This window comes from Dyadobacter sp. HNCC25DJ186, assembly GCF_056895235.1.
This window is the reverse complement of record NZ_JBXHAS010000001.1, coordinates 681,318-706,431: the sequence shown is the minus strand read 5'-3', so window position 1 is coordinate 706,431 and position 25,114 is coordinate 681,318. Positions and strand designations below refer to the sequence as shown.

Annotated in this window: 19 protein-coding genes; 16 read left to right on the top strand and 3 right to left on the bottom strand. The window is 41.2% G+C overall.

Translation table 11 applies throughout. The features are described 5' to 3' along the window. Positions 1-122 precede the first annotated feature (122 nt). The 4 genes from AC1XUO_RS02920 to AC1XUO_RS02905 all read left to right on the top strand — a co-directional run bounded on the left by AC1XUO_RS02920 (position 123) and on the right by AC1XUO_RS02905 (position 3,525). Positions 123-503, top strand: a complete 381-nt coding sequence (locus AC1XUO_RS02920) for a co-chaperone GroES (RefSeq protein ID WP_235148690.1) — start codon at positions 123-125, stop codon at positions 501-503. Positions 504-575: 72 nt separating this feature from the next. Beyond that, positions 576-1,598: an aldo/keto reductase gene (locus tag AC1XUO_RS02915; protein ID WP_483328256.1), complete on the top strand. Its 1,023-nt coding sequence runs from the start codon at positions 576-578 to the stop codon at positions 1,596-1,598. 79 nt (positions 1,599-1,677) lie between these two features. Then, positions 1,678-2,157: a hypothetical protein gene (locus AC1XUO_RS02910; RefSeq protein ID WP_483328255.1), complete on the top strand. Its 480-nt coding sequence runs from the start codon at positions 1,678-1,680 to the stop codon at positions 2,155-2,157. Between the two features lie 45 nt (positions 2,158-2,202). Then, on the top strand, positions 2,203-3,525 hold the full coding sequence (locus tag AC1XUO_RS02905; RefSeq protein ID WP_483328254.1) for a DEAD/DEAH box helicase: 1,323 nt from the start codon (positions 2,203-2,205) through the stop codon (positions 3,523-3,525). A gap of 167 nt (positions 3,526-3,692) precedes the next feature. Here AC1XUO_RS02905 and AC1XUO_RS02900 read toward each other — a convergent pair whose 3' ends face one another. Next, complete coding sequence (locus AC1XUO_RS02900; protein WP_090339609.1) at positions 3,693-3,884, bottom strand: cold-shock protein; 192 nt, start codon at positions 3,882-3,884, stop codon at positions 3,693-3,695. 247 nt (positions 3,885-4,131) lie between these two features. Here AC1XUO_RS02900 and AC1XUO_RS02895 point away from each other — a divergent pair, with 247 nt between their 5' ends. From AC1XUO_RS02895 to AC1XUO_RS02880, 4 genes are all read left to right on the top strand, one after another. Further along, positions 4,132-5,121 carry a YheT family hydrolase gene (locus AC1XUO_RS02895; RefSeq protein WP_483328253.1) on the top strand — a complete coding sequence of 330 codons (990 nt, stop codon included), beginning with the start codon at positions 4,132-4,134 and terminating at the stop codon, positions 5,119-5,121. A gap of 287 nt (positions 5,122-5,408) precedes the next feature. Beyond that, complete coding sequence (gene serA, locus AC1XUO_RS02890) at positions 5,409-7,313, top strand: phosphoglycerate dehydrogenase (protein WP_483328252.1); 1,905 nt, start codon at positions 5,409-5,411, stop codon at positions 7,311-7,313. Between the two features lie 179 nt (positions 7,314-7,492). Further along, the gene (locus AC1XUO_RS02885) at positions 7,493-8,566 is read left to right on the top strand and encodes an aminotransferase class V-fold PLP-dependent enzyme (RefSeq protein WP_483328251.1); all 1,074 of its coding nucleotides are present in this window, start codon (positions 7,493-7,495) and stop codon (positions 8,564-8,566) included. A 155-nt stretch (positions 8,567-8,721) separates the two neighbouring features. Beyond that, a complete protein-coding gene (locus AC1XUO_RS02880; RefSeq protein ID WP_483328658.1) occupies positions 8,722-10,170 on the top strand; it encodes a Gfo/Idh/MocA family protein in 1,449 nt (482 codons plus the stop codon). A gap of 54 nt (positions 10,171-10,224) precedes the next feature. Here AC1XUO_RS02880 and AC1XUO_RS02875 read toward each other — a convergent pair whose 3' ends face one another. Together AC1XUO_RS02875 and AC1XUO_RS02870 are read right to left on the bottom strand one after the other, a co-directional pair. Continuing rightward, positions 10,225-10,632 (bottom strand): putative toxin-antitoxin system toxin component, PIN family, encoded by a 408-nt coding sequence (locus AC1XUO_RS02875; protein ID WP_483328250.1) that lies wholly within the window; start codon positions 10,630-10,632, stop codon positions 10,225-10,227. Further along, the gene (locus AC1XUO_RS02870) at positions 10,622-10,846 is read right to left on the bottom strand and encodes a hypothetical protein (protein WP_483328249.1); all 225 of its coding nucleotides are present in this window, start codon (positions 10,844-10,846) and stop codon (positions 10,622-10,624) included. The genes AC1XUO_RS02875 and AC1XUO_RS02870 overlap by 11 nt, the downstream gene beginning before the upstream one ends. Before the next feature lie 207 nt (positions 10,847-11,053). Between AC1XUO_RS02870 and AC1XUO_RS02865 the strand changes: the two genes are divergently transcribed. From AC1XUO_RS02865 to AC1XUO_RS02830, 8 genes are all read left to right on the top strand, one after another. Continuing rightward, positions 11,054-11,671, top strand: a complete 618-nt coding sequence (locus tag AC1XUO_RS02865) for an RNA polymerase sigma factor (RefSeq protein ID WP_483328248.1) — start codon at positions 11,054-11,056, stop codon at positions 11,669-11,671. 95 nt (positions 11,672-11,766) lie between these two features. Next, positions 11,767-12,915 (top strand): FecR family protein, encoded by a 1,149-nt coding sequence (locus tag AC1XUO_RS02860; RefSeq protein WP_483328247.1) that lies wholly within the window; start codon positions 11,767-11,769, stop codon positions 12,913-12,915. Positions 12,916-13,162: 247 nt separating this feature from the next. Continuing rightward, the gene (locus AC1XUO_RS02855; protein ID WP_483328246.1) at positions 13,163-16,657 is read left to right on the top strand and encodes a TonB-dependent receptor; all 3,495 of its coding nucleotides are present in this window, start codon (positions 13,163-13,165) and stop codon (positions 16,655-16,657) included. An 18-nt stretch (positions 16,658-16,675) separates the two neighbouring features. Then, a complete protein-coding gene (locus AC1XUO_RS02850) occupies positions 16,676-18,601 on the top strand; it encodes a RagB/SusD family nutrient uptake outer membrane protein (protein WP_483328245.1) in 1,926 nt (641 codons plus the stop codon). Between the two features lie 27 nt (positions 18,602-18,628). After that, positions 18,629-19,330 carry a DUF3823 domain-containing protein gene (locus AC1XUO_RS02845; protein ID WP_483328244.1) on the top strand — a complete coding sequence of 234 codons (702 nt, stop codon included), beginning with the start codon at positions 18,629-18,631 and terminating at the stop codon, positions 19,328-19,330. Positions 19,331-19,429: 99 nt separating this feature from the next. Continuing rightward, complete coding sequence (locus tag AC1XUO_RS02840; protein WP_483328243.1) at positions 19,430-22,966, top strand: PVC-type heme-binding CxxCH protein; 3,537 nt, start codon at positions 19,430-19,432, stop codon at positions 22,964-22,966. Between the two features lie 36 nt (positions 22,967-23,002). Continuing rightward, a complete protein-coding gene (locus AC1XUO_RS02835; RefSeq protein ID WP_483328242.1) occupies positions 23,003-23,743 on the top strand; it encodes a ThuA domain-containing protein in 741 nt (246 codons plus the stop codon). Between the two features lie 182 nt (positions 23,744-23,925). Continuing rightward, on the top strand, positions 23,926-25,041 hold the full coding sequence (locus AC1XUO_RS02830) for a Gfo/Idh/MocA family protein (RefSeq protein ID WP_483328241.1): 1,116 nt from the start codon (positions 23,926-23,928) through the stop codon (positions 25,039-25,041). The last annotated feature ends 73 nt before the right edge of the window (positions 25,042-25,114 follow it).

Genomic DNA, 25,114 nt, shown 5'->3' with positions numbered 1-25,114 from the left:
CTTTGGAAATAGATTCGCCGTAAATTAATTCTGCCAACCTGACAGAAAATTCGCCGAGCACTATTTTTTTTACATATTTCTTACAACATCAACCATAACGTCGCATGGCGACAGCTTTATATATGTACGAAGTTACATCTGACAACCGATTAAGAAAACTGATTATTGTAGGAGACCGTGTGCTTATCAAACCAAAAAGTCCTACCGATCGAACAAACAGCGGTTTATACCTGCCGCCGACGGTTACTGAAAAAGAACAGGTCCAAAGCGGCTATGTTATCAAAGTTGGTCCCGGTTATCCAATTCCTTCCGCTTCGGAAGATGAGCCATGGAAAGAATCAGAAGAAAAGCTGAAATATATGCCTTTGCAAGCCAAAGAAGGAGATATTGCTATCTATCTGCAACGCAATGCGATTGATCTTGAATATGACGGAGAAAAATATGTCATCGTGCCGCAGGCTTCTATTCTGATGCTTGACCGTTCCGAAGATTTGTTTGAATAATAATTTCCGCCTGCTGAAATAAACCTTAAATTTAAGGACGATTATAGTATTCATTCAAAAACAAACTGGTTTATGAAGTATAAGTTTTTAGGGAATACCGGCGTCCTTGTTTCAGAGTTATGTTTTGGGACAATGACTTTTGGCGGAGATGGATATTGGGAAGCGATCGGAAAGCTTCAGCAGGAAGAAGGAAATGCTTTGGTGAAGACCGCTTTTGACAGCGGCATAAATTTCTTTGATACAGCGAATGTTTATTCCTATGGTAAATCGGAAGAGATACTTGGAAAGGCATTTAAAGATTTGGGTATAAGCAGGAGCGAGGTCGTTGTGGCTACAAAAGCGAGAGGCAGAATGGCTCCTGGTGCCAATCAGATCGGTCTTTCGAGATTACATATCATGGATTCGGTTGAGGATAGTTTGCGCAGGTTGGGAACGGACCATATCGATTTATTTTATATCCACGGCGTGGACGCTCACACTTCGCTTGAAGAAACCATGCGTGGTTTGGAAGATATTGTGCGTTCAGGAAAAGTCCGGTATCTGGGTGTAAGCAATCATGCGGCCTGGCAAATTATGAAAGCAAACGGAATTGCCGAGAAAAATGGCTGGACAAAATTTGTTGCTTGTCAGCATTATTATTCCATCGCCGGCCGTGATCTTGAACGTGAATTAATACCCATGATGGAAGATCAGAATCTTGCATTAATGCCATGGAGCCCATTAGCAGGAGGTTTTCTTTCCGGAAAATATACCCGTAATAATGAAACTTCCGGGGATAATCGCCGTGATAATTTTGACTTTCCGCCCATTGATAAGGAAAAAGCGTACGATATTATTGAAGTGATTCAGCCCATTGCAGAAGCACACGGCGTGTCGGTGGCGCAAATTGCATTGGCTTGGTTGTTAAGTCAAAAAAGTGTGACGAGTGTGATTATCGGAGCTAAAAAACCTGAGCAACTAAAAGATAATATTGCAGCTACAAACGTTTCATTATCGCAGTCGGATCTTGCACAGCTTTACGAGATTAGTTTGCTAAATACGGAATATCCGCAATGGATGTTTGAGCGTCAGGGAAGAGACCGAGTTCCGCAATAAATAATAAAATTAGAAAAAAATGCAAGCAGCTGGAAATCTGGCTGCTTGCATTTTTTTATCACCACATAATCCATCAATAATGATCTATTTTTTATGGTCGCTCCTGAATTTGGGCGCACTTATCTGGTTCCTTTTTATATCGTTCAGCGTTTTAAAGACTGTCCGTGAAAATATGGGAATCCTATCAGCAGTGATTTTTATCGTGTGCTGTTTATCGTTTATAAAGTTCTCGGTGTCGAATAAGCAATCTGAATTGGCAAAAGACCATGAGGCAAAGGATCAGGTGATCGTAATGCAAAATTTAAAAAATGAGCTGTTTTTTAATCTGGATCTGCTTTATGCTGACGGTAATGATACGGTGAAAACGGATGGCTCGTACGCTACAACAATAAAATCAGGTTTTGTGATTGGGCACGAGTGGTTTCCGACACGCACAAAGGTTTTTCTTAAAGACGGTTCAAGGCAGTTTGAGGCTGATGGAATACACGAATGGAGATTTTTAGGACTTACCTTACATAGTGCGCCTGAAACCTATAAAGGAACGATTGATATCAAATAATTTCTTCTGCACGGAATTGGTCGCGGAACCGAGTACCTTTGTATTATGTCAAATCAAGAAAATTTAGAAGCCACGCTTTCGGCCTTAGGAATTGCTGCGTTGAATGAAATGCAGCTGGAAGCAAACACCGCCATCCAGGAGAACCCGGAAATATTATTATTGTCACCGACAGGTTCAGGCAAAACACTTGCGTTTTTACTGCCATTATTATCGATTCTTCAAGAAAACATAGATGATGTACAGGCTATCATCATTGTCCCGACACGGGAACTAGCTTTGCAGATTGAAACGGTCTGGCGAAAGATGTCAACAGGGTGGAAGGTAACATGCTGTTACGGCGGGCACGATATGCAAACGGAGATCAGAAGTTTGAGTGAAGCTCCGGCGCTGATTGTCGGCACGCCTGGCCGCATTATGGATCATATTTTCCGTAAGACTTTTACAACCAGAAAAATCGCCACACTTATTCTCGATGAATTTGATAAGTCGCTCGAGCTCGGTTTTCAGGATGAAATGACGGAGATCATGGGTAACCTGCGCGGTCTGAAAAAGACAATTCTTGTGTCAGCCACTGCCGGGACAAAAGTGCCGGCTTTCACCCGTGTCAAAAATCCTGTCGAGCTGGATTATATAGAAGATAAAAAGCAAAATAGCAGATTATCCGTTAAACTTGTTCTGTCAGAAAAAAAGGACAAAACCGAGAAACTGGTTCAGCTTTTAAGTTTTCTGGGGTCTGAATCCACGTTGATTTTCTGTAATCAGAGAGAAAGTGTTGAGAAAATCAGTGCAATCCTGAAAGAGGAAGGCATTGACTGCGCATACTTCCATGGCAAACTGGAACAGGAGCAAAGAGAGCGCACGTTGATCCGGTTCAGGAATGGTTCTGTGTTGTATCTTGCTGCGACGGATCTTGCTGCGAGAGGTCTCGATATACCTGATATGAAGCATGTTATCCATTTTGAACTGCCTATGCGCGGTGATGAATTTACACATCGCAACGGCCGGACAGCCAGGATGTTATCAGAGGGAACAGCCTATATCCTGTTAAACGCTGACGAAGTCCTGCCAAATTATATCGACCGAAAACCACCTGTTCTTGATCTTCCGGCTAAATTATCTTTGCCAGCTCCATCGGATTGGACGACAATCTATATCAGCGGAGGTAAAAAGAACAAATTGAATAAAATGGATATTGTTGGTTTTCTTTTACAAAAAGGAAAACTTGAAAAACAGGATCTTGGTCTGATTGAAGTGAAAGATAATATTTCTTTTGCAGCAGTAAGAAAAAGCCAGGTCAAGTCGATGCTTGGACTTATTTCGGACGAAAAAATGAAAGGAAAGAAGTTTAAGATTGAGGTTGCGAGATAAGTGATAGCAACCATAAAAAAGCGGCTGATATCCATTCGAGGATTTCAGCCGCTTTTTTGAGTTAATAAATCTGAATTATCCCGATAAGATAATAACCAGAAATACCAATGCACAAAAAAAAGCCTGCTACTCGGTAACAGGCTTTCCAAATGATATTATGATTAAACTTAGATAACTTTAACGTTAACCGCGTTTAGACCTTTTTTGCCATTTTCTACTTCGTAAGACACTTTGTCATTTTCACGGATATCGTCCTGAAGACCTGAAACGTGAACGAAAATGTCTTGGTCTCCATTAGATGGAGAAATGAAACCAAATCCTTTGGAATCATTGAAAAATTTTACTGTACCTTCTGCCATTAGTATTGTTCTTATATATTTTGAAGACCAAATATACGAACGTCTTTTGGATATGCAAGAATAATGGTACTAATATTTTAGAAAAATAAAGGACTAAATACGTTACAATGGAATAGTAAAGGTGCCAAATCGGTCTGCAAACACAATTAAAGCTTGGTTTTTCATCGATTTTTAGAAAAAATATTTTTCGGTTATGTAAACATTTCTTCTCTTTGTTTGTTTTCTTTTTAGCTTATCTGATCCATACATGCCCGTTTTAAACAGTAATTCTTACACTCCTCCGTTTTGGCTTCCTAATGGCCATTTACAAACCATATATCCTGCGCTGTTCAGAATTATTAAGGATGTCAGGTATCAACGCGAACGGATTGTAACTGCTGACAATGATTTTATTGATCTCGATTGGTCCTTTGCAGAAGCTGATCTTCATAATAAGGAAGAGAAAAATAAATTGGTAATTCTCTCCCATGGACTGGAAGGTGATACCTCGCGGCAGTATATAGTAGGAATGGTGCGTTTGTTAAATGCAAAAGGTTACGATTGTCTCGCCTGGAATTTTCGCAGTTGCAGTGGTGAAATGAATCAGACGTCAAGGTTTTATCACAGCGGCGCTACTGAAGATCTGGATATGGTTGTTCAGCAGGCTATTCTGAAAGGATACAATCATATACAGCTTGTCGGATTTAGTCTTGGTGGTAATCTTACACTAAAATATTTGGGTGAGCAAGGGAAGGATATCAATAAAAAAATAAAAAAATCAGTCGTTTTTAGTGTGCCGATGAATTTGAAGGCATGCAGTCTTGCAATAATTAAACCGGAGAACAGGGTTTATCAATCAAGGTTTCTTAAAACGTTAAAGCCAAAAGTTGATCTTAAGGCAGTAACTTTTCCAAAAGAGATCAACCCGGCTGATTTCAAATTTGTCAATACCTTATATGATTTCGACCATATATTTACGGCGCCTCTGCACGGATTCAATAGTGCCGACCACTATTATGAATCGTGCAGTTCGATGTTTTTTGTGAAAGACATTGCGATTCCTGCTTTAATCGTAAATGCAGCAAATGATCCGATCGTACCGGTTGGCAGTCTGCCGTTTGACGTTATTGACAAACTTGATAATGTATTGTTAGAAATAACTTCCTCGGGCGGACATTGCGGTTTTCGTCCGGCAAAATTCTCTAATGGTATCTACTGGTCAGAATCCAGAGCATTAGAATTCCTTAGTATTAAATAGTTGTAATTGACTCAACTACATTAATTCATCATTTCTGAAAGTACCGCTTTTGAATATTGATAAAAGGTTTTTATTCCGACCTTTGCTGCGAATTTTAATTGATAATTTTCAGTTTAACAGATTAAAAACACATGGTTATAAATATTAAAAAGCGTCAGATGAACATTTTTTTAGGGTCATAGAAAACAGATTCGTAATTTTGTGCAAAAATTGAGAATTCAACCAAAAATAATACCGTCTGAACGTTTACATTTTAATTTGATACTTATCCAGTTATCTCCCGCTTCATGCCGACATTAACACTCAATCCCCCGCATATCATTATCGATTTCGACAGTACGTTTACGAAAGTAGAAGGACTTGACGAACTGGCTGCCATTGCTTTAACCGGGCATCCGCAACGCGAAAGAATTGTTCAGGAAATAGTTGACCTGACGAACAAGGGAATGAATGGCGAGATGTCTTTTGCAGAAGGACTTCGTCAGCGTATTGATCTTTTGAAAGCCAGCCGTGCCAACATTGAAGAACTGGTTTCTTTTTTGAAAACCAAGGTTTCCGATTCGTTTAAACGCAATAAACAGTTTTTAACTGAAAATGCAGACCATATTTTTATCGTTTCCAGCGGATTTAAAGAATTTATCGTTCCCGTTGTAACCGACTTTGGTCTTCGCGCTGATCATGTTTACGCTAATGAATTTCGTTTTGATGAAGAAGGAAATATTATTGGTATCGACGAAGAAAATGTGTTATCGACCGACGGAGGAAAGATCAAATTGCTTGCTTCGCTGAAACTTGAAGGTGAGGTATATGCAATTGGTGACGGTTATACGGATTACCAGATTAAGGAAGCTGGCTTTGCAAACCGTTTCTATGCCTTTACTGAAAATGTTGAGCGTGCGAAAGTCGTTGCCGTGGCGGACCATATTGCTACCTCTTTCGACGACTTTTTATATGATAATAAATTAAGCAGAAGCCAGTCATATCCAAAGAGCAGAATCAAAGTTCTTCTATTGGAAAATGTCCATCCGGTTGCTTTACGTGCTTTTGAGGAGCAGGGTTTTAATGTAGAATTTGTAAAAGGTGCGCTGGACGAAGACGAACTTTGCGAGCGTATTAAGGACGTTTCGATTATAGGTATCCGTTCAAAAACCAATATTACGAAACGTGTTCTTGAAAATGCCAATCGTCTGATGGCGATCGGTGCTTTCTGTATTGGAACAAATCAGATTGATCTGGAAGCTGCTGCTGAGCGTGGAATCGCGGTTTTCAACGCGCCTTACAGCAATACCCGTTCTGTTGTAGAGCTTGCCATTGGCGAAATGATTGTTTTGATCCGTAACGTTGTTACGAAAAGTAATCAGATGCATCAGGGAATCTGGGATAAATCTGCGAACGGCAGTTTTGAAGTTCGTGGCAAAAAATTAGGAATGGTAGGTTACGGAAGTATCGGAACCCAGCTTTCTGTTGTGGCTGAGGCTTTGGGTATGGAAGTATATTTTTACGATGGTATCGAAAAACTTTCGTTGGGAAATGCTCGAAAAGTAAATTCGCTTGAAGAACTTTTGTCGATTTCAGATGTGATCAGTATGCACGTGGATGGCCGGAAGGAAAATACAAACCTGATCGGTAAACGTGAATTTGACCTGATGAAGGATGGTGTCATTTTCATGAACCTTTCACGCGGACACGTTGTCGATATCGAAGCTTTGGCTGATGCGGTAAAAAGCGGAAAAGTAGCCGGCGCAAGCGTCGACGTTTTTCCGAAAGAACCAAAAACAAATGATGAATCTTTTGAAAGTGCGTTGCGTGGTCTACCAAATGTGATCCTGACTCCGCATATTGGTGGAAGTACAGAAGAGGCTCAGGAGAACATCGGGCATTTTGTTCCATCCAAATTATTGGAATATATGAATAACGGTAGCTCGTATGGAAGCGTAAACTTCCCTGAGGTGCAGTTGCCAAAACTGAAAGACTCTCACCGCTTGTTACATATTCACGCAAACGTGCCGGGTGTGCTTGCGAAACTGAATAATATTTTTGCGAAGAATAATATCAACATCACAGGTCAGTATTTAAAAACCAGTGAGAAAATCGGTTATGTAATCGTTGATATCGCCAAAGGATATACAGAAGAATTTATTCAGGAAGTGAAAGAAGTGGAAGGTACGATTCGTTTCAGAATGTTGTATTAATATAATATCGTCAGGAAATTGTCATTTGTTGTCAGGGATTTTTATTTATTGTCAGGAGTGGTCAGGTTTAGATTACGATGCCTGACTACAAATGATAATCCCTGACTACCTTTGACAATAAATTTCCATCCTTGACTAAGATTGACCACCAAATTGATCCACTTTCTATCAATATATAGATGTCACTAACATTTTTTACACCCGGCCCGGCACAGCTTTATCCGACATTTGAAAAACATTTGCAGACTTTCGTAACCGGGCAGTTGGGCTCGATTTCGCATCGGAGCCAGCAATACCGTGACTTGCATAAATTTACAGTGCAGCAAGTCCGCACACTTTTAAATGTTCCTGAAACGCACTCAGTTTTGTTCCTCGGCTCAGCCTCTGAGGCTTGGGAGCGTATTTTATTTAGCTGTGTGGAACTGGAAAGTTTCCATCTTGTTAATGGTTCGTTTTCAAAAAAATTCCATGATTATTCCCAGGGTTTGTGCAAATATGCGCATGTTCAGGAAAAACCAATGGGCGAAGGTTTCAGCGCTTCGGAAGTTGTTGTGCCCGAGTATGCAGAGCTGATCTGTGCAACACATAATGAAACAAGTTCAGGCGTTCAAATGCCTGTTTCGGAAATTCATAAACTGAAACAAAAGTATCCGGATAAATTAATTGCGGTTGATATTGTGTCTTCAGCGCCCTATCCGGAACTGGATTTTAACCTGATCGATACTGCTTTCTTTTCGGTTCAGAAAGCTTTCGGTCTTCCGGCTGGTCTGGGTGTTTGGATCGTGAATGAAAAATGTCTTCAGAAGGCGGAATATATTCGTCATCAGTATTCTATAGGTGCGCATAACGATTTGCCGACGCTTTGGAAAAATGCCCTGAATAATGAAACACCTGCGACGCCAAACGTGATGGGTATTTATTTATTGGGAAAAATTGCCGAAGATTTTAATAAGATCGGCGTAAAAGCGATGCGTAAGGAAACAGAGCAAAAAGCAGATATTATTTATAAATTCATTGAAAGTACAAGCGGATTTTCCCCTTTTGTTACTGAGAAAAAATATCGCTCACAAACCGTTGTCGTGGCAAATACCGAAGCTCCATCCGCTGATATTATCAAGGCCATCAAAGAAAAGGGCATGGTTATTGGCAGCGGTTATGGTAAATATAAAGCATCACAATTACGTATTGCTAATTTTCCGGCGACCTCTTTGGAACAAGTCCAGTCGTTACTCCACGAATTGAAGGCGCTTTAAAAAACTAAAATATATTGGTGCAGGCACGAAATCCATCATCGGTTTCGTGCCTTTTTATTTATTGTTAATATAAAAAAATGGTACTATTAAGGTGATGAACAGTATACAAAAGGTCGTTACATACTTTCCTTAACCGAACCTTTAATTTTCACATGATGAAAGATCAGCAAAAAACACTTGTGGACTCTTCCCGACGGGAATTTATCAAAACATCTTCATTGGCAGCTTCTGCCTTTTTTATTGTGCCGAGGCATGTGCTGGGAAAAGGTTTTGTCGCACCTAGTGATAAATTGAACATCGCCGGTATCGGTGTAGGAGGGAAAGGGAAAAGCGATCTGGCAAGTTTTGCCAAAAGCCCTAATGTTAACATTGTTGCGCTTTGTGACGTTGATGATCGTCAGGCGGTCGTATCAAGGACCAACTTTCCAAACGCAAAGTATTACAAGGATTTCAGGGATATGCTGAAAAAAGAAGACAAGAGTATTGACGCTGTCTCTATTTCCACTCCGGATAATACACACGCGGTGGCAACGTTGGCTGCTATGCAGATGGGAAAACACGTTTACACACAAAAACCACTGACACATGACATTTATGAAGCCCGGATTTTAGGTCAGGCTGCGAAAAAATATAAAGTAATCACCCAGATGGGAAATCAGGGCGGCTCCGGAAATGGTGTGCGCCGTATGAAAGAAATTTATGATTCTGGTATTATTGGTAAAGTGGACCGGGTTATTTGCTGGACGAACAGACCGGTTTGGCCGCAAGCTGTTCCAACAGACAACGTTGATCCGATTCCAAAGGAACTTGACTTTGACCTGTGGCTTGGTCCCTCGCCAAAAGTAGGTTACAATAAAGCATATTTACCCTGGAACTGGCGCGGCTGGTGGCCTTATGGAACTGGGGCACTAGGTGATATGGCCTGTCATATTATGGATCCGGTTTATAGAATTCTACCAATCTTATATCCTGTTTCTGTTGAATGCAGCGTGGCCAATACCTGGACTTTTACGTTGCGGGAAAAAGATCATAACCCGGATTGGACACCCTTTTCTACGTCCATCCACCTGGATTATCCAAGAAATGACGGGAAAGGAAATATCAAAGTGAGCTGGTATGACGGAGGTATTTTACCTGAACTTCCTGCTGAATTACAACCGGGAGAAATGTTCGGAAACTCGGATGGCGGCGTTCTTTTTATTGGTAAAAAAGGGAAACTGATGGCCGATTGTTATGGCGCAAATCCAAGATTATTGCCTTTGAAGAAAAACGAGACGCTGAAAGTAAAGGAGACGATCAAACGGGTGCCCAATGAAGATCATTATCTGAACTGGGTCGATGCGTGCATAGCTGGGTATGGAAAAGGTGAAACAAGTTCGCCATTTGAGTATGCGGCTCCATTTACAGAAAGTATACTAATTGGAAATCTGGCACTGAGAAGCTGGATGTTACGCGACAATCCAACGGCTTTGAAAACAGTTGACAAATATAACGGCCGGAAAAAACTGGAATGGGATGCCGTAAATATGAAAGTGACAAACTACGATCTGGCAAATCAGTTTGTAAAAAGAGAATATAGAGAAGGCTGGGAATTGGTGTTGTAAAAGTAGATTTTTTAATCCGGGAAATCTCAAAGGTTGAGGTTTCCCGGATTTTTTTTAAAACTTTTCTAGAAATATAGCTGCATTGATAATTGGTATATTTCGGAATGGATGGAGAGAAAGCAGATCAGAATCACCGGTAATAATACAAGCCGCATGACAGGATATGGCTAATTCAAGGAACATATCATCCTTTGAATCACGGCATTCTCTAATTATGGTGTCAACATTTACCTTTTTAAAGCGATCAAGAAAACGTTCAGCAATGATCTCTCGTGAGGAAACAGATATGTATTTATCAAATTTTGGCCTAAAAAGCACATTCTGAAATTCCTGCCAAGTCAATTCTGAATATACAATTATTCCTAAATTCTCAGCTTTAATAATTGCCTCGGCATTTTTTGAAAAAGGAGATAATGCTGCGCTGATAAGGGTGTTCGTATCGAATACAAAATTAGCCCTCATTCAGTATTTGTTCTAATATTTCGTCATTAAAACCTTTCTGTTCAGCCTCTAACCTTATTTTTTTTAACAATGGCCATAGTGTGTCTTCTTCTTTTTCAAGAATTATTTTTAACAATTGGTCAACTTCCTTCTCAATGCGCTGTTTAATTTCAGGATTGGTATAACGCCATTTTTTTGCAGTATCGTCGTTAACTTCAAATTCTATCCTTTCCATGTGAAAGTCAATTAATTGTGGTTCTAGACAAATATACAAAAAATGGGTCTCTATTTGATTTACTGATGGATGTCGTTTTTCACCCAATTTAATTTCTCCTTTACTGAAGTGAAAACATAATTCTTGCCTAATATTTAATTTTCTTAATAAATATGATTTTAAGTATAAATAATTAGCTTTATGCTTTCTTAAAAAAATAGCCGCATAGTGATCACTTCCGATACTTTCATTTTGGAGCCAACGGACCAGCAACTCTGGTCGGGTATCCGTTATGGAAATGAGCAGGCTTACACCAGACTTTTTGAGCGTTATCATCGGACATTGTATAACTATGGGAGCAAATTGTCTGGCAATTCTGCAATTGTTGAAGATGCGGTTCAGGAAGTATTTATTGATGTCTGGCGTCTGCGGGTCAACCTCACTGAAAATGTTACATCTGTTAAGTTTTATTTATACCGAGCCCTTCGCAGGAGAATTCATATCGCCTCAGATAAATTTCCGGTTACAGAAGAATTAACCATGCTTCCGGATCAGGAAATGCCGTCCACCTATTCCAATTCTGAAACTATCCTCATACAAAGCGAATCGAATTCGATGATTTCGCGAAAAGTTAAGGAAATGCTCTCACAACTTCCGGAAAGGCAGCTGGAAGTGATTACGCTGAGATATTTTGATGATTTCAGTATTGAAGAAATTGCAGGTATTATGGGTATTAATGAGAAATCCGTACGCAACCTGATTTATAAAGCCATTACTTCCTTCCGCCAAACGCCGCAAAATTTTCTTATTTCTATTCTGATTTTCTGCTTGTTAGTTATTTTGTAAAACTTTTTTCAAAAATAATTACATTTTAAAGAGGTCATTTTGAAAGTTCGTCGCTCTTTATATTTGAAAGAGCAATTGACTGAATTCTGTTCACTATGAAGCATGATCCTTACTCGCTGACGGAGCTTATCCGAAACGATGACTTTATTGCCTGGGTCAGACAGCCCGATGAAATGAATGATGCACGCTGGCGACAGTTTCTTCAGAATCATCCAAAGAAAAAACAAACGGTCGAATCTGCCAGACGTTATATTATTTTCATGGGAGAGGATACCGGAAAAGCACAGCCAACATCTGAGCAAAGTGAAAAAATGTGGAAAGCTGTGGAAAAACATTTACGGGGCGATCTGGTAGAGGAAGAGGAGGAAAATGAAGAAGAAGCTGAACCTGAGCCCGGAAAAATAATATCAGGCTGGCGTTGGGTACGTATTGCTGCGTCCACGGCATTAATCGCCGGTATGGCTTCTTTCAGTTACTGGTATTACACGAATCAGGCCGGATATGGTGATCAGTTCAGTTCCTATGCAAACGAGCGTAATATCGAAAATCTGGTTGAGAAAAGTAATGATACGGATAAGCCGATGACAGTATTGTTACCGGATGGAAGTTCGGTGGTTTTACAACCTGAAAGCAGGCTGAGTTACGTCAATAAAATTGATGCAAAAACGCGAGAAGTTACACTAAAAGGCAGCGCATTTTTCGAGATTGTTAAGGATCCGGCCAGACCGTTTTTAGTATATACTTTTGGCTTGGCAACAAAGGTTTTAGGGACCAGCTTTTTGATCGACGCACCAGAAGAAGGAAAAGAAGTAAAGGTGGAAGTGACAACGGGTAAGGTATCAGTTTTCTCAATGGATGAATACCAGAATAATAAAAATGGTATGAAATCGACAGAGCTAAAAGGTTTTATCCTAAACCCAACAGAAAAAATAGCTTTCTCGCGTGAAAACGGGAAATTTAGTAAACCAGTTGGAGAGGAAGATGAGAAAACAGAAGGAAATGATATTTCAAGACAAACATTTGTATTCGATGAAACGCCGGTCTCGGAAGTTTTTCTGGCGCTGGAAAAAGCTTATAACATCAGGATTTCATATAACAAAGAATTGATGGGCGGTTGTCCTCTGAATGCGACTTTGGTAGGGCAACCGATTTATGAAAAACTGGCGGTGATATGTAACGCGCTGGACGCAGAATTTGATATCAAAGACAACCTTGTGACCATTAAAGGGCTCGGGTGTAAATAGGTTAAGAAAAGATAAAAGCCAGATTTCCGGAATGCAACTTATAACGTTCACACTTTTTACACCTAAATTTTATTTATGACATAGAGGATTACTGAAGAAAAAAGATCAGTCATGTTGACGCACGACTGATCTCAGATTACTCCCCCAAAAATCGCTTCGCAGGCAAATCCTATCCATTTCAAGAAATGGATAACAGGGGAGGATTATGTTGAATAAATCTCGTTAACCAACAAATCTGATCAAAAATATGAAAAAAAATCGACCGATTGATGACTTACTTTTTACACTCATGCGTATAACAGTCATTCAATGTTTTTTAGCCTGCATGTTTGTCGGCGTTTCCCTGGCGTATGAAACCAGTGCGCAATCCGCATTGAACCAGAAGGTTACCCTTAACATTGAACAACAGGATATCAAAAAAGTATTGAAACAACTTGAAAAACAGACGAATGCTAAGTTTGTTTTTAGTTCTAAAATTATCCAGTCGGAGCGGAAAGTTTCGCTGAAAGTTTATAACCAATCACTTTCCGGTGCGTTGGATGAACTATTGCGCCCACTAAATCTTACCTATAAAGTAAGCGGTGATCTGATCGTGATTAAGGCGGTGAAAACTGAAAAGCTATCGAATTTAATTGAAGATTCCAACGCAACACCGGGATCTGAGGTTATCGAGAAAACGATTACCGGAACTGTTACCGATGATACTGGTTCAGGTTTGCCGGGTGTAAGCATCGTTGTGAAAGGAACCCAGATCGGTACCAGCTCGGATGAGAATGGAAAATATACGCTTAAAGTATTTGACGATACGGCGGTGTTAATATTTTCTTTTGTTGGATATCTTTCGCAGGAAGTCCCCTTAGTAAATCAAACTGTTGTAAATGTTACACTTAAAGTGGACGACAAAGCGCTTGAAGAGGTCGTTGTTGTGGGATATGGAACGCAGAAAAAAGAATCTTTAACGGGTGCGATTTCTACCGTTACAAGCAAAGATCTTGACCGTGTGCACGGCGGATCAACAGTAAGTTCGGGGCTGGCTGGTAAAATTCCCGGGGTAACATTTCGAATGCCGGATGGCCGTCCTGGAGCCAGCGCAACGGTTCAAATTAGAAACATGGGAAATCCGCTTTTTGTCATAGACGGTATCCAGCAAGACGCAGGTCAGTTCAATAATTTATCACCGAATGATGTTGAAAGTATTACCGTTTTGAAGGATGCTTCTGCTGCGATTTACGGTGTGAGAGCTGCTAATGGTGTTGTGGTAGTTACAACCAAAAGAGGAAAAAATGGAAGTAAGAATACGATAAATCTTGACGCTTACACGGGTTGGCAGAATTGGTCACGTTTTCCCAAGGTTGTCAACGATTCATATCAATGGATGCTGGGAAAGGCGGAGGCGGATATGAACCAGTTTGGAAAAACAGCCATTACGCAAGCGGAACTTGAAAAATACAAAGCAGGTACAGAAATGGCATATAAAACTTTCAATTGGAAAGATTTTATTGTTAAGAAAAATGCGCCGTTAACATCAATTAATTTGAACATGACAGGTGGTTCGGATAAAATATCCTATTACATTTCAGCAACACGACTGGACCAAAATTCAGTTTTGGGCCGGGAATTTACATTCAAGCGTAACAATATCCAGAGTAATGTTGATGCGAAAATAACCGATCGTTTGAAAGTCGGCGTACAGATCAACGGCAGAATTGAAACCCGGGATAATCCGGGTATACCAGGCGGAGATGACTACTGGCTTCCACGTTTTGCAATCCTTCGAAACCGTCCTTTCGAACGTCCTTACGCAAATGATAATCCTGCTTATCTAAATGATATCAAGCATAATGAGACAAACTGGGCTTATAACAATAAAAAGCTTGGCGGATATCAGACAGATATTTACAGAGTTTTACAAACAAACTTTACGGGAGAATATCAAATTCCCGGGATCAAAGGATTGACTGCAAAAGGTATGTATTCTTACTATATAGCAGACAGGACTTTGAATGGACACGAGTATACTTATCAGGCGTACACTTATAATCCTTCGGATGATACCTACAAAGTGACAGGAGGCAGTACAAACCCATGGCGGGAAAGACGTACCCAGAAAATCATGCGGAATGTTTACCAGGGTCAGTTGACATATAACAACACTTTTGGGAAACATAATGTCGGTGGAACTTTCGCGGCGGAGAGGCAGGATATGCGTGATCAGGAACAATGGGTTCACTCCGTACCCAAGACAAATGTCCTGCCGCTGATTTATTTTCCAACCGTTGACACCTACGATGACAAGGATAATCAGGAAGCACGTATAGGGTATATCGGTAGAGTAACTTATAACTATTCGAATAAGTATTATTTCGAAGCAGCTGCCCGACGTGATGCTTCCTGGAAATTTGCACCAGACAGACGTGTAGGTTATTTTCCATCAACTTCTGTCGGTTGGAGAATAACTGAGGAGGGTTTTATGAAATCTTTGCTGGGTAGTCACAGCATCCTTGACGACCTTAAACTAAGAGCTTCCTATGGTATTTTGGGGGATGATAACATTTTATTCAATAATGATCCGAACCAGCCTTTAAGTCCATATGCATATCTTCCGGGATATAATTATAACCAGGGCAACGCGATTTTAAGCGGGACAGCTATTGTAACTTCCAGAGATAAAGGACAGATCATCAATAATATTTCCTGGTTTAAAAGTAAGATCACAGACATTGGAGCCGACTTTTCTTTATTCGGAACACAAATTTCAGGTTCTGTTGATTATTTCTATCGTTTGAGAACGGGCTTGTTGGGTAGGAAATATGACGTTCTGGTTCCGAGTGAATTAGGCTATTCTTTGCCGGACGAAAACGTAAACAGTGATGCTCAGTTTGGCTGGGAAGGTGCCTTGACTTACAACGGCAAATCAGGAGATTTCAATTACTCGGCTGGGGGAAATGTTTCATTTGCGAGAAGCAAATTTATTTCATCTTACAAACCGGTATTCAACAACTCAATTGACCACTTCCGTAACTCTTCCGAAGATCGTTACAGCAATATTTTCTGGGGATATGAAAGCATCGGGCAATTCCAGTCCGTGCAGCAGATCAATGAGTATCCAGTGAATATTGACGGACAAGGAAATCGCACATTATTGCCCGGAGATATCATTTATAAGGATATTAATAATGATGGAAAAATCGATGGAAAGGATGAAAGACCAATCGGATACACGGTTTCAGGACAGCCAAATATCAACTTTGGGTTAAACCTGGCAATTTCCTGGAAAGGCATTTCATTCAGTGCAGACTTCTCGGGTGGAGCAATGTACTCATGGAATCAGCAATATGAACAACGGAATCCTTATCAGAACGAAGGTGCTTTGAACAGCATTTTGTTGGACAGATGGCACCGCAAAGATCCCTTTGATCTAAATAGTGAATGGATTCCCGGGAAATATCCGGCGCTGCGTTACAACAATGGCGACCATAGTAATTACAATAAAAACTCAACTTTTTGGCTGCATAACGTGAAATACATCCGTGCAAGAACCATCGAGCTTGGCTATACTTTGCCGAAGACGGTATTGGAAAAATTAAAATTGCAGAAGGCAAGAGTTTACATCAACGGATACAATTTATTCTCTATTGATAACATGAAAGAATTTGGTATTGATCCGGAGATCGCCGATGGGAATGGTTTACAATATCCTCAAAATAAGTTTGTTAACGTCGGTGTTCGTCTCTCTATCTAACGTTTTAATCAAAGCAAAATGAAAAAAATATTCTATTTGGCACTGGTTATGGTGCTTTTTACAAGCTGGGGTTGCAATGATGATAGTTTCCTGGATCGCGCACCTACAAATATTTTGACAGAAGACCAGATATGGGCAGATGAGGGACAGGTTCTTTCTGTGTTGGGGAATTTATACAACCGGTATGTCGATATAGCCAATTTTAAAGATTTTCCGAGAACCAACGGACTGAATACAATTCCCGGTTGGACCCGGTTAGCTGACTTTAACGAAGCTTTTTATTCAGAAGCTGGGCAGTATAACGTTTTTCAAAATAATGGCTGGGATTTTAATTACTGGTCAACCTGGGACTATGGTTATATCCGCGAGATCAATTTATTTATCCAGAAATGTACGGCAGCTGATAAGCTTGACGGCGCTGTAAAAGCCAGATTTTTAGCGGAAGCCAGATTTTTGCGTGCCTCGTATTATTTTGAACTGGTGAAAAGAATGGGCGGTGTTCCTCTGATCCTGGAACCAATGACGTATGATTTTAGCGGCGATCCTGCTTATCTTCAATATTCCAGGGCAAAAGAATCGGAGATATATGATTTTGTAATTAAAGAAGCGGAAGAAATTAAGTCAATTCTTCCTGTAAATGCTGCGGAAAAATCCCGTATTACGAAAGGCGCAGCTTTGGCAATGCAATCCCGCGCAGCACTTTATGCGGCTTCAATCGCAAAATATGGTGTAAATACCCCTCTTGTTTCATTGCCTGGCGGGGAAGTAGGTATCCCTGCAAGCATGGCAACTGGTTACTACACGAAAGCCCTTGCAGCAGCCAAAGAATTAATTTCTGGTACCGCAGGAGCTTATGCTTTATATAACAAGAAACCGGATCTGTCTGAAAATTTCGCAAGTATTTTCTACGATAAAGCGAATAATCCGGAAGTTATTTTTGCAGAAGATTATAAATTGCAAAGCGGAAAAGTACACAATTTTACCATCGCTAATCAACCTCGTTATGGAGCTGAGGAAGAGGAAGGTGGGCGAATTAATCCGTCTCTGAATCTGGTTGAAGCTTTTGAAAAACTGGATAATACTTTCGCCCCGATTCCAACAACCGATGCTGCCGGTGCTGCGAAATATTACACAAATCAGATTGACATTTTTGCTGACCGCGACGCACGTCTGGGTGGAACGGTTATGTTGCCGGGTACTTCATTCAAAGGTCGGGCTGTGGATATCTGGGCCGGATTTCAGCTGGGTAACGGATCTATAATCAGCGGAGATGACCGGGGTGCGCAGAAAACGCTGCCCGGCAAAACAGTTGCCGAACAAGTGGTAGGTTTTGACGGTCCGATTGATGGTTTTGAATTTACGGCGCAAACCGGTTTTTACCTTCGGAAATATCTGGACCCGGTTGTTGGTTCAGGACAGCGCGGTGTGCAAAGTGAAGTTTGGTTTGTACGTTACCGTTATGCGGAAGTGCTTTTAAACGCAGCTGAGGCTTCTTTTGAACTTGGAGATCCAACGGTAGCTGCGGGTTACATGAATCAGGTTCGTGCGCGTGCAGGATTGATAAAACCATTGACCCCGGCAGAAATAACTTTCGACAGGATCGCGCATGAAAGACGAGTTGAACTTTCATTTGAAGGACATTATCACTACGACATCAAACGCTGGCGAATCGCGCATTTGATTATGGATGGAAATGAAATCTCTCTTGCCAATATTTCGACAGATCTTGGAAAAGCAACTAAAAGAAATACACAGCCACTTGGGCTTTGGTCTTATAAAATCTACGATCCGGGTTCTGCAAATAATGGAAAATGGATTTATAAAGTTGTAAAACTTAGTCGGGTAACCGGAGCGGACAGATTCCAGATGGGAAATTATTATGGTCAGATTTTCGACGATATCGTGAATAATAACCCAAAAATTGTAAGAAATCCAAATCACTAAGTTGTCATATTCAAACGATTTGATATTATGAAAATGAAATTTCATGCTTTGTTTTTCATCGCAGCAATCGTCTTTTTTTCGTCTTGTAAAGAAGATAATTATGATGAACCCAAAGCGCTTTTAAGCGGAAAAGTGGTTTACAAAGGCGAGCCGATTGGCGTTGAATATAATCAGGTGAGGCTGCAGTTATGGCAGCCGGGATGGGGGAAACTTGCGCCGATTGACGTAGAAGTTGCGCAGGACGCTTCGTATTCGGCAATGCTTTTTAACGGGAATTATAAAATGGTTTTTCCTGCCGGACAAGGGCCATTTATGACTATTTTGAAAGATGGTTCGGCAAAGGATACGATTTTTGTTGAGGTTAACGGCGACAAACAGATGGACGTAGAAGTTATACCGTATTATATGATCAGAACGCCAAAATTCTCCACGAGCGAACGAAAGATTTCTGGTAGTTTATCTCTTGAAAAAGTAATTACAGATGCAAATGCTAAGAAAATTGAACGTGTCTCGCTCTATATTAACAAAACAGATTTCGTTTCCGGGGCAAATAATATTGTTGTAACGGACCTTGATAGTACCAAGATCAAAGATCTTAATGCAATAAGCCTGACGGCGTTGGTTCCGGACATTATGCCTGTGCAAAATTATGTTTTTGTAAGGGTTGGGGTGAAAATCGCGGGCGTCGAAGATCTGATATTTTCTCCGGTTGTAAAGGTTCAGCTCTAACTAACGATGGATGCGTAATGTTTCATTGCGCATCCTTAACTACCTGAAAATAATTTGTCCGGTGAAATCTGCATCGCCTATTCTTAAATAATTGACGTAATGAGGAATATAATTTTAAAGGTATTTATAGGCTTGATTTGTCTGGGTTGTGCTCAGAACAAAACGGGTTCAACAGGTACAAAGAACGGAAGTTTAATAAATAAAGGAAGAAGGGGAGAAGTACTTTTCCTTGGTCATACAAGCAAACATCATGATTCGGGGAAATATGCGCCATGGCTTGCCATCAAGCTTTTTCAAAGTGGTATCAACATGACTTACACGGTTGATCCCAAAGATTTAAATCCTGAAAATTTAAACAAATATGACGGGTTGATCATTTATGCAAACCACGATTCCTTATCTCTATCACAGGAAAGTGCAATGAAAGCTTTTGTTGAAGGTGGCAAGGGATTGATCCCGTTACATTCGGCGACAGGCTGTTTTAAAAATTCACCCTGGTATATCAAAACAATCGGCGGGCAATTCGCTTCTCACAAAACAGGTACTTTTAAAAATACGATTCTGAAACCCGATCATCCGGTCATGAAGGGGATCACGGAATTTGAAACTTTTGATGAAACATATGTTCACAAAAATCTGAATCCAGACAAGATTATTTTGGGAGAAAGAGTTGAAGGTGAGTATCATGAACCATATACCTGGGTGAGGAATCAGGGAAAGGGCCGGGTTTTCTACACCGCCTATGGCCATGATGACATCACCTGGACCAACAAAGGATTTCTTGATCTGGTTCGAAATGGAGTATTGTGGGCCATTGGTGATAATGCCAGCAACCAGATCGCAGCCTTGAACATTCCAAATGCGGATATTTATAATTCCGATACGATTTCAAAATATACTAAAAGGCACGTGGTTCCGAAAATGCAGGATGCGTTGTCTCCGGCTGAATCGAATAAGCTAACCCAGGTTCCGGCAGATTTTGAAATACAGCTTTTTGCGCAGGAACCGGATATCACAAACCCCATCGCCATGGCCTGGGATGAACGCGGGAGGCTCTGGGTTGTCGAGTCGGTTGATTATCCGAATACTTTTAAAGAAACAGATGGCGCTGCGAACGACCGGATTAAAATTTGCGAAGATACTGACGGCGATGGCAAGGCGGATAAATTCACCGTTTTTGCTGATAAACTTAATATCCCAACCAGTATGGTTTTCTCAAATGACGGGATCATCGTTTCCATGGCTCCGGATTTTGTTTTTATGAAAGATACCAACGGAGACGATGTCGCAGACGTGAGGGAAGTGATCATGACAGGTTGGGGTAAAAACGATACCCACGCCGGGCCTTCTAATTTGCAGTATGGTTTTGATAATAAAATCTGGGGAGTCAATGGTTATTCAGGGTTCAAAGGAACGATTAATGGCGAAAAATTGAATTTTTCGCAAGGCGTTTATCATTTCAAATCTGACGGAAAAGATTTTGCATACCTCGGCGCAAGTAACAACAATACCTGGGGTTTAGGATTCACAGAGGATGCCAATGTATTTCTGTCAACTGCGAATAATACGCACAGCGCATTTTACTCCATGCCCGCAAAATACCTTCAACGCTCCATCGCAACAGAAGAACCGGCCATTTTGGCTGTGCAAAAAATTGACGGCCACTATGATGCCCATTCGATGACGCCGAATTTAAGACAGGTGGATGTTGTCGGAGGTTTCACTTCTGCGGCTGGTCATCATTTTTATACAGCAAGAAATTATCCAAAAGAATACTGGAACCGCGTGGCTTTTGTATCCGAGCCTACAATCCGGTTGGTACACAATGCTGTCATCGAACCGGACGGTGCAGGTTTTAAAGAAAAAGATGGCTGGAATTTGATGGCAAGTTCCGACGAATGGTTTGGGCCTGTGCAGGCAGAAGTTGGTCCCGATGGGGCAGTCTGGATAGCAGATTGGTATAATTTCATTATTCAGCACAATGTCTTCGTTCCCGCGCAATCTCCCGCGGAATTTATCATACCTTTTAAAGATCAGCCGCATGGTCCTGGCAATGCATTCAGCAGTCCGATGCGGGATTTAAATCATGGCCGTGTTTATCGGGTTGTTTATAAAAATGGTAATAGATCTTCACCCCTAAAACTTTCCAAAAAGGATATTCCGGGATTGGTAGCAGCCTTGGAAAACGATAATATGTTCTGGCGTATGACGGCGCAGCGTTTATTGGTAGAATCAAAGAATCAGTCCGTTGCTCCGGAATTATATAAAATTATTAACAATCAAAAAGTTGATCAAATCGGGTTAAATAGTCCGGCGGTGCACGCATTATGGACTTTGCATGGACTTGGTTTGCTAAATGGTCCTGATGCAGAGGCATTGCAAGTGGCCAATAAAGCGCTGACGCATCCGGCAGCTGGTGTAAGAAAAGCTGCGGCGCATGTTTTGCCACGAAATGAACAAAGTTTCGAATCGATTGAGAAATTGATGAAAGACCCGAACCTGAATACTCGCCTGACTGCTTTCGCGGCATTGGTAGAATTTCCTGCTTCTGAAAAAATTGGGACTGCGTTATATCAGGCATCTCTCGATGAGCACAATGCGAAAGACGGCTGGTTGTCAAAAGCGATTCTTGCTGCTGCCATCATTCATGAAAAAGGATTTTTATCGGCTGCTGAAAAACAGTCAGGAAAATCGACATTTTCGGATCAGATCGTGGCGGCTTTGCATAAAGAAGTTTATCCTTTGGGCCGAAGAAATACGATGCAGTTTCCACCAGATGTCAGGGGTAAAGAGATTATCATCCGGGCAAGTATCACAAAATCAAAAGACCGTGAGTTGAAAGGTTTTATCGCCGGACAAGGAGGAAAAGACGCGGGATATGCTTTATATATTCAGAATGGGAAATTGATCATGGCGGTTAAACAACATGGTTCGTGGAGCCAGGCAGCCACGACTGAACCGCTTCCGGAAAAATTCGATGTCGTCGCAAGCTTAACCCAGACTGGAAAAATTACGATTGAAATTGATGGAAACCTGGCGGCAGAGGGAAAAGCGCATATGCTGTTTGGAGCTCCACTTGCTGGTACAGTGAGGACGGGTGAAGATGGCGAAGATGACGATAAAATTGGGAGTTATGAAGGACGATTCGGTTTTGAAGGCAATTTTCAAAAAGCAAGTCTGGAATTGGGGAAACCTGATGTAAACAAATCGGAAGAAGTGAAAATGACTAATACCGTTTCTACTTCAAAATCTGCGAATGCAATAGTCATTGACCTGAAAGTTGAAAAGGAAATTATGCAGTATGACAAGAAGCTGATAACCGTAAAAGCCGGGCAGAGGGTGATTATTAATCTGGAAAATCCGGATGGTATGCAGCATAATATGTTGATTCTGAAACCGGGGACATTGCAAAAAGTTGGGAAAGCAGCCGACGAAATGTTGTCAGATCCCAAAGCTGCGGAAAAGCAATATGTTCCAGGAATTCCAGAGGTTTTATTTTCCACCAAACTTGTCAATACGGGCGAAACAGTAACCCTCGAATTTACGGTACCAAATGAATCAGGCGATTACCCTTATGCCTGTACATTTCCCGGCCACTGGCGCGGAATGAACGGAATCATGCGGGTGACCAAATAATTGCGCTATCCATTTTTTCAATTCAATATATCACAAATGACCAAATCAATTTTTAGAACCAGTCTGAGTCTTTTGCTGCTGATCTTTTTCGGGTTGGGGATTACAAAAAATTATGCAGCTAATCCTCCAAAAAAGAAAGCAATCCGGGTACTTCTTGTAGGAGGAGGGAATTCCCATGATTTCGACCGCTGGTATAAACAGGAAGATGTTGAAACATTACAAAAAGATGGATTTGCAGCCGTGGAATATACGAGTGATCCGTCGACAATTCTGGCAAAATTGCCGAATATTGATGTTTTATATCTGAGCAATAATCAACCTATAAGTGACTCAGCTACACGAAAAGCAATTTTTGCCTTTGTTGATTCGGGAAAAGGACTTGTACTTGCCCATCCCGCTTTGTGGTATAACTGGAACGACTGGCCGGAATACAATCAGAAGCTTGTGGGCGGAGGATCAAAAGGGCACAATAAATATGGTCCGTTTGATGTAACAATTACGAATACGAAACACCCGGTAACAAAAGGTGTTCCATCAACTTTTGGTCTGAAAGACGAATTGTATTATTACATCGCAGCACCGGAAGCGACGCCTATCGAAGTATTGGCAACAGCCAAAGCCGCAGATTCTGATAAAGTTTTCCCAAGTGTTTTCATTGTGAAATATCCAAAAGGAAGAATTGTAGGAATTGCCCTGGGCCACGACGCAGAATCACATACGATCGAACCTTACAAAACAATCCTGCGCAACTCCGTAAAATGGGCGGCCGGCAACTAAAAAAGCAAAAGTCAAAAGCCCTGAAAGGGCGCCATATCTTAACGGTGGGAATCGCCCACCGGCGCTCACCAGAAGCTGTGTCCATCGTTGCTTCCCAGAAGCGACAAGTGAATCAACCAACCAAGCCCTGAAAGGGCGCCATATCTTAACCGCGGGCATCGCCCGCTTAAAAAATGCAAATCATGAGTCAGAAACAAATCACAGTCGTTATCGTAGGAATGGGTTTTGGAAAAGAATTTATTCCTATTTATCAAAGTCACCCAAATATTAAAGCTGTCGGCATTTGCACACGCAGCAAAGAAACCCGTGATGAGCTGACTGCTAAATTTAATCTGGACAAAAATCTTGTTTTCGAACATTTCGAAGACATTCCTAAAAGGGAAGATGTTGATGCGATCCACATCGTAACACCAGTTCCTGAACATGCCAAAATGACTTTGGCTTCATTGAATGCAGGAAAACATACTGCCTGCACCATTCCAATGGCAATGACCATGGACGATTGCACAGCGATTGTAGAAGCAAAACGGAAAGCCAATAAAGTGTATATGATGATGGAAACAGCGTTATATACCCGTGAATTTTTATACGGATTAAAACTGGCGGAAAACGGTGATTTAGGAAGAATTCAGTTTGTTCGCGGTTCCCATATTCAGGACATGAGTATGGAGGGTTGGGGCGAATACTGGAAAGGATATCCGCCTATGTTGAACGGAACACACGCAATATCGCCGCTTTTAAAAATAAATAATACTAAGGCAGAAACTGTGGTATGTCACGGATCGGGCCGTCTTTCCGAAGATTTGGCAAGTCGTTACGGTTCTCCTTTTGCGGTAGAAACGGCAACTTTCACCCTGAAAAATTCTGACGTTGTTGCAGAGGCAACTCGTTCGTTATTTGATGTAGTGCGTCAGTACCGCGAAAGCTACGATGTTTATGGTACCAAAATGTCCTTCGAATGGGAACAGTTGCAGGATGAAAGCCATGTGATTTTTGATGGAGGTGAAAACGCTGTTCGAATCGATGTGCCGGATACAGATGAATTGCTTATCGAGCCGATCAAACATTTTACAAAACGTGAAAAAATCGATGACCCTAACCATGTTTCGTTCTTGCAGGGAGCTGGCCACGGCGGTTCACATCCGCATTTGGTTCAGGAATTTGTAGCGGCAATTGTTGAGGGAAGAGATTCGGCAGTGGACGCGGCTTTGGCAGCAAACTATACTTGTGCCGGCATTTGCGCGCATGAATCTGCGATGAATGGTGGCATCCGTGTGAACGTTCCAACATTCGACTAAAAAACCTGGCTCAGAGTTCATAGTACCTGCTTTGTGAATTTTGCAATGAAATGAATTCCTGCCATGAGCCCAA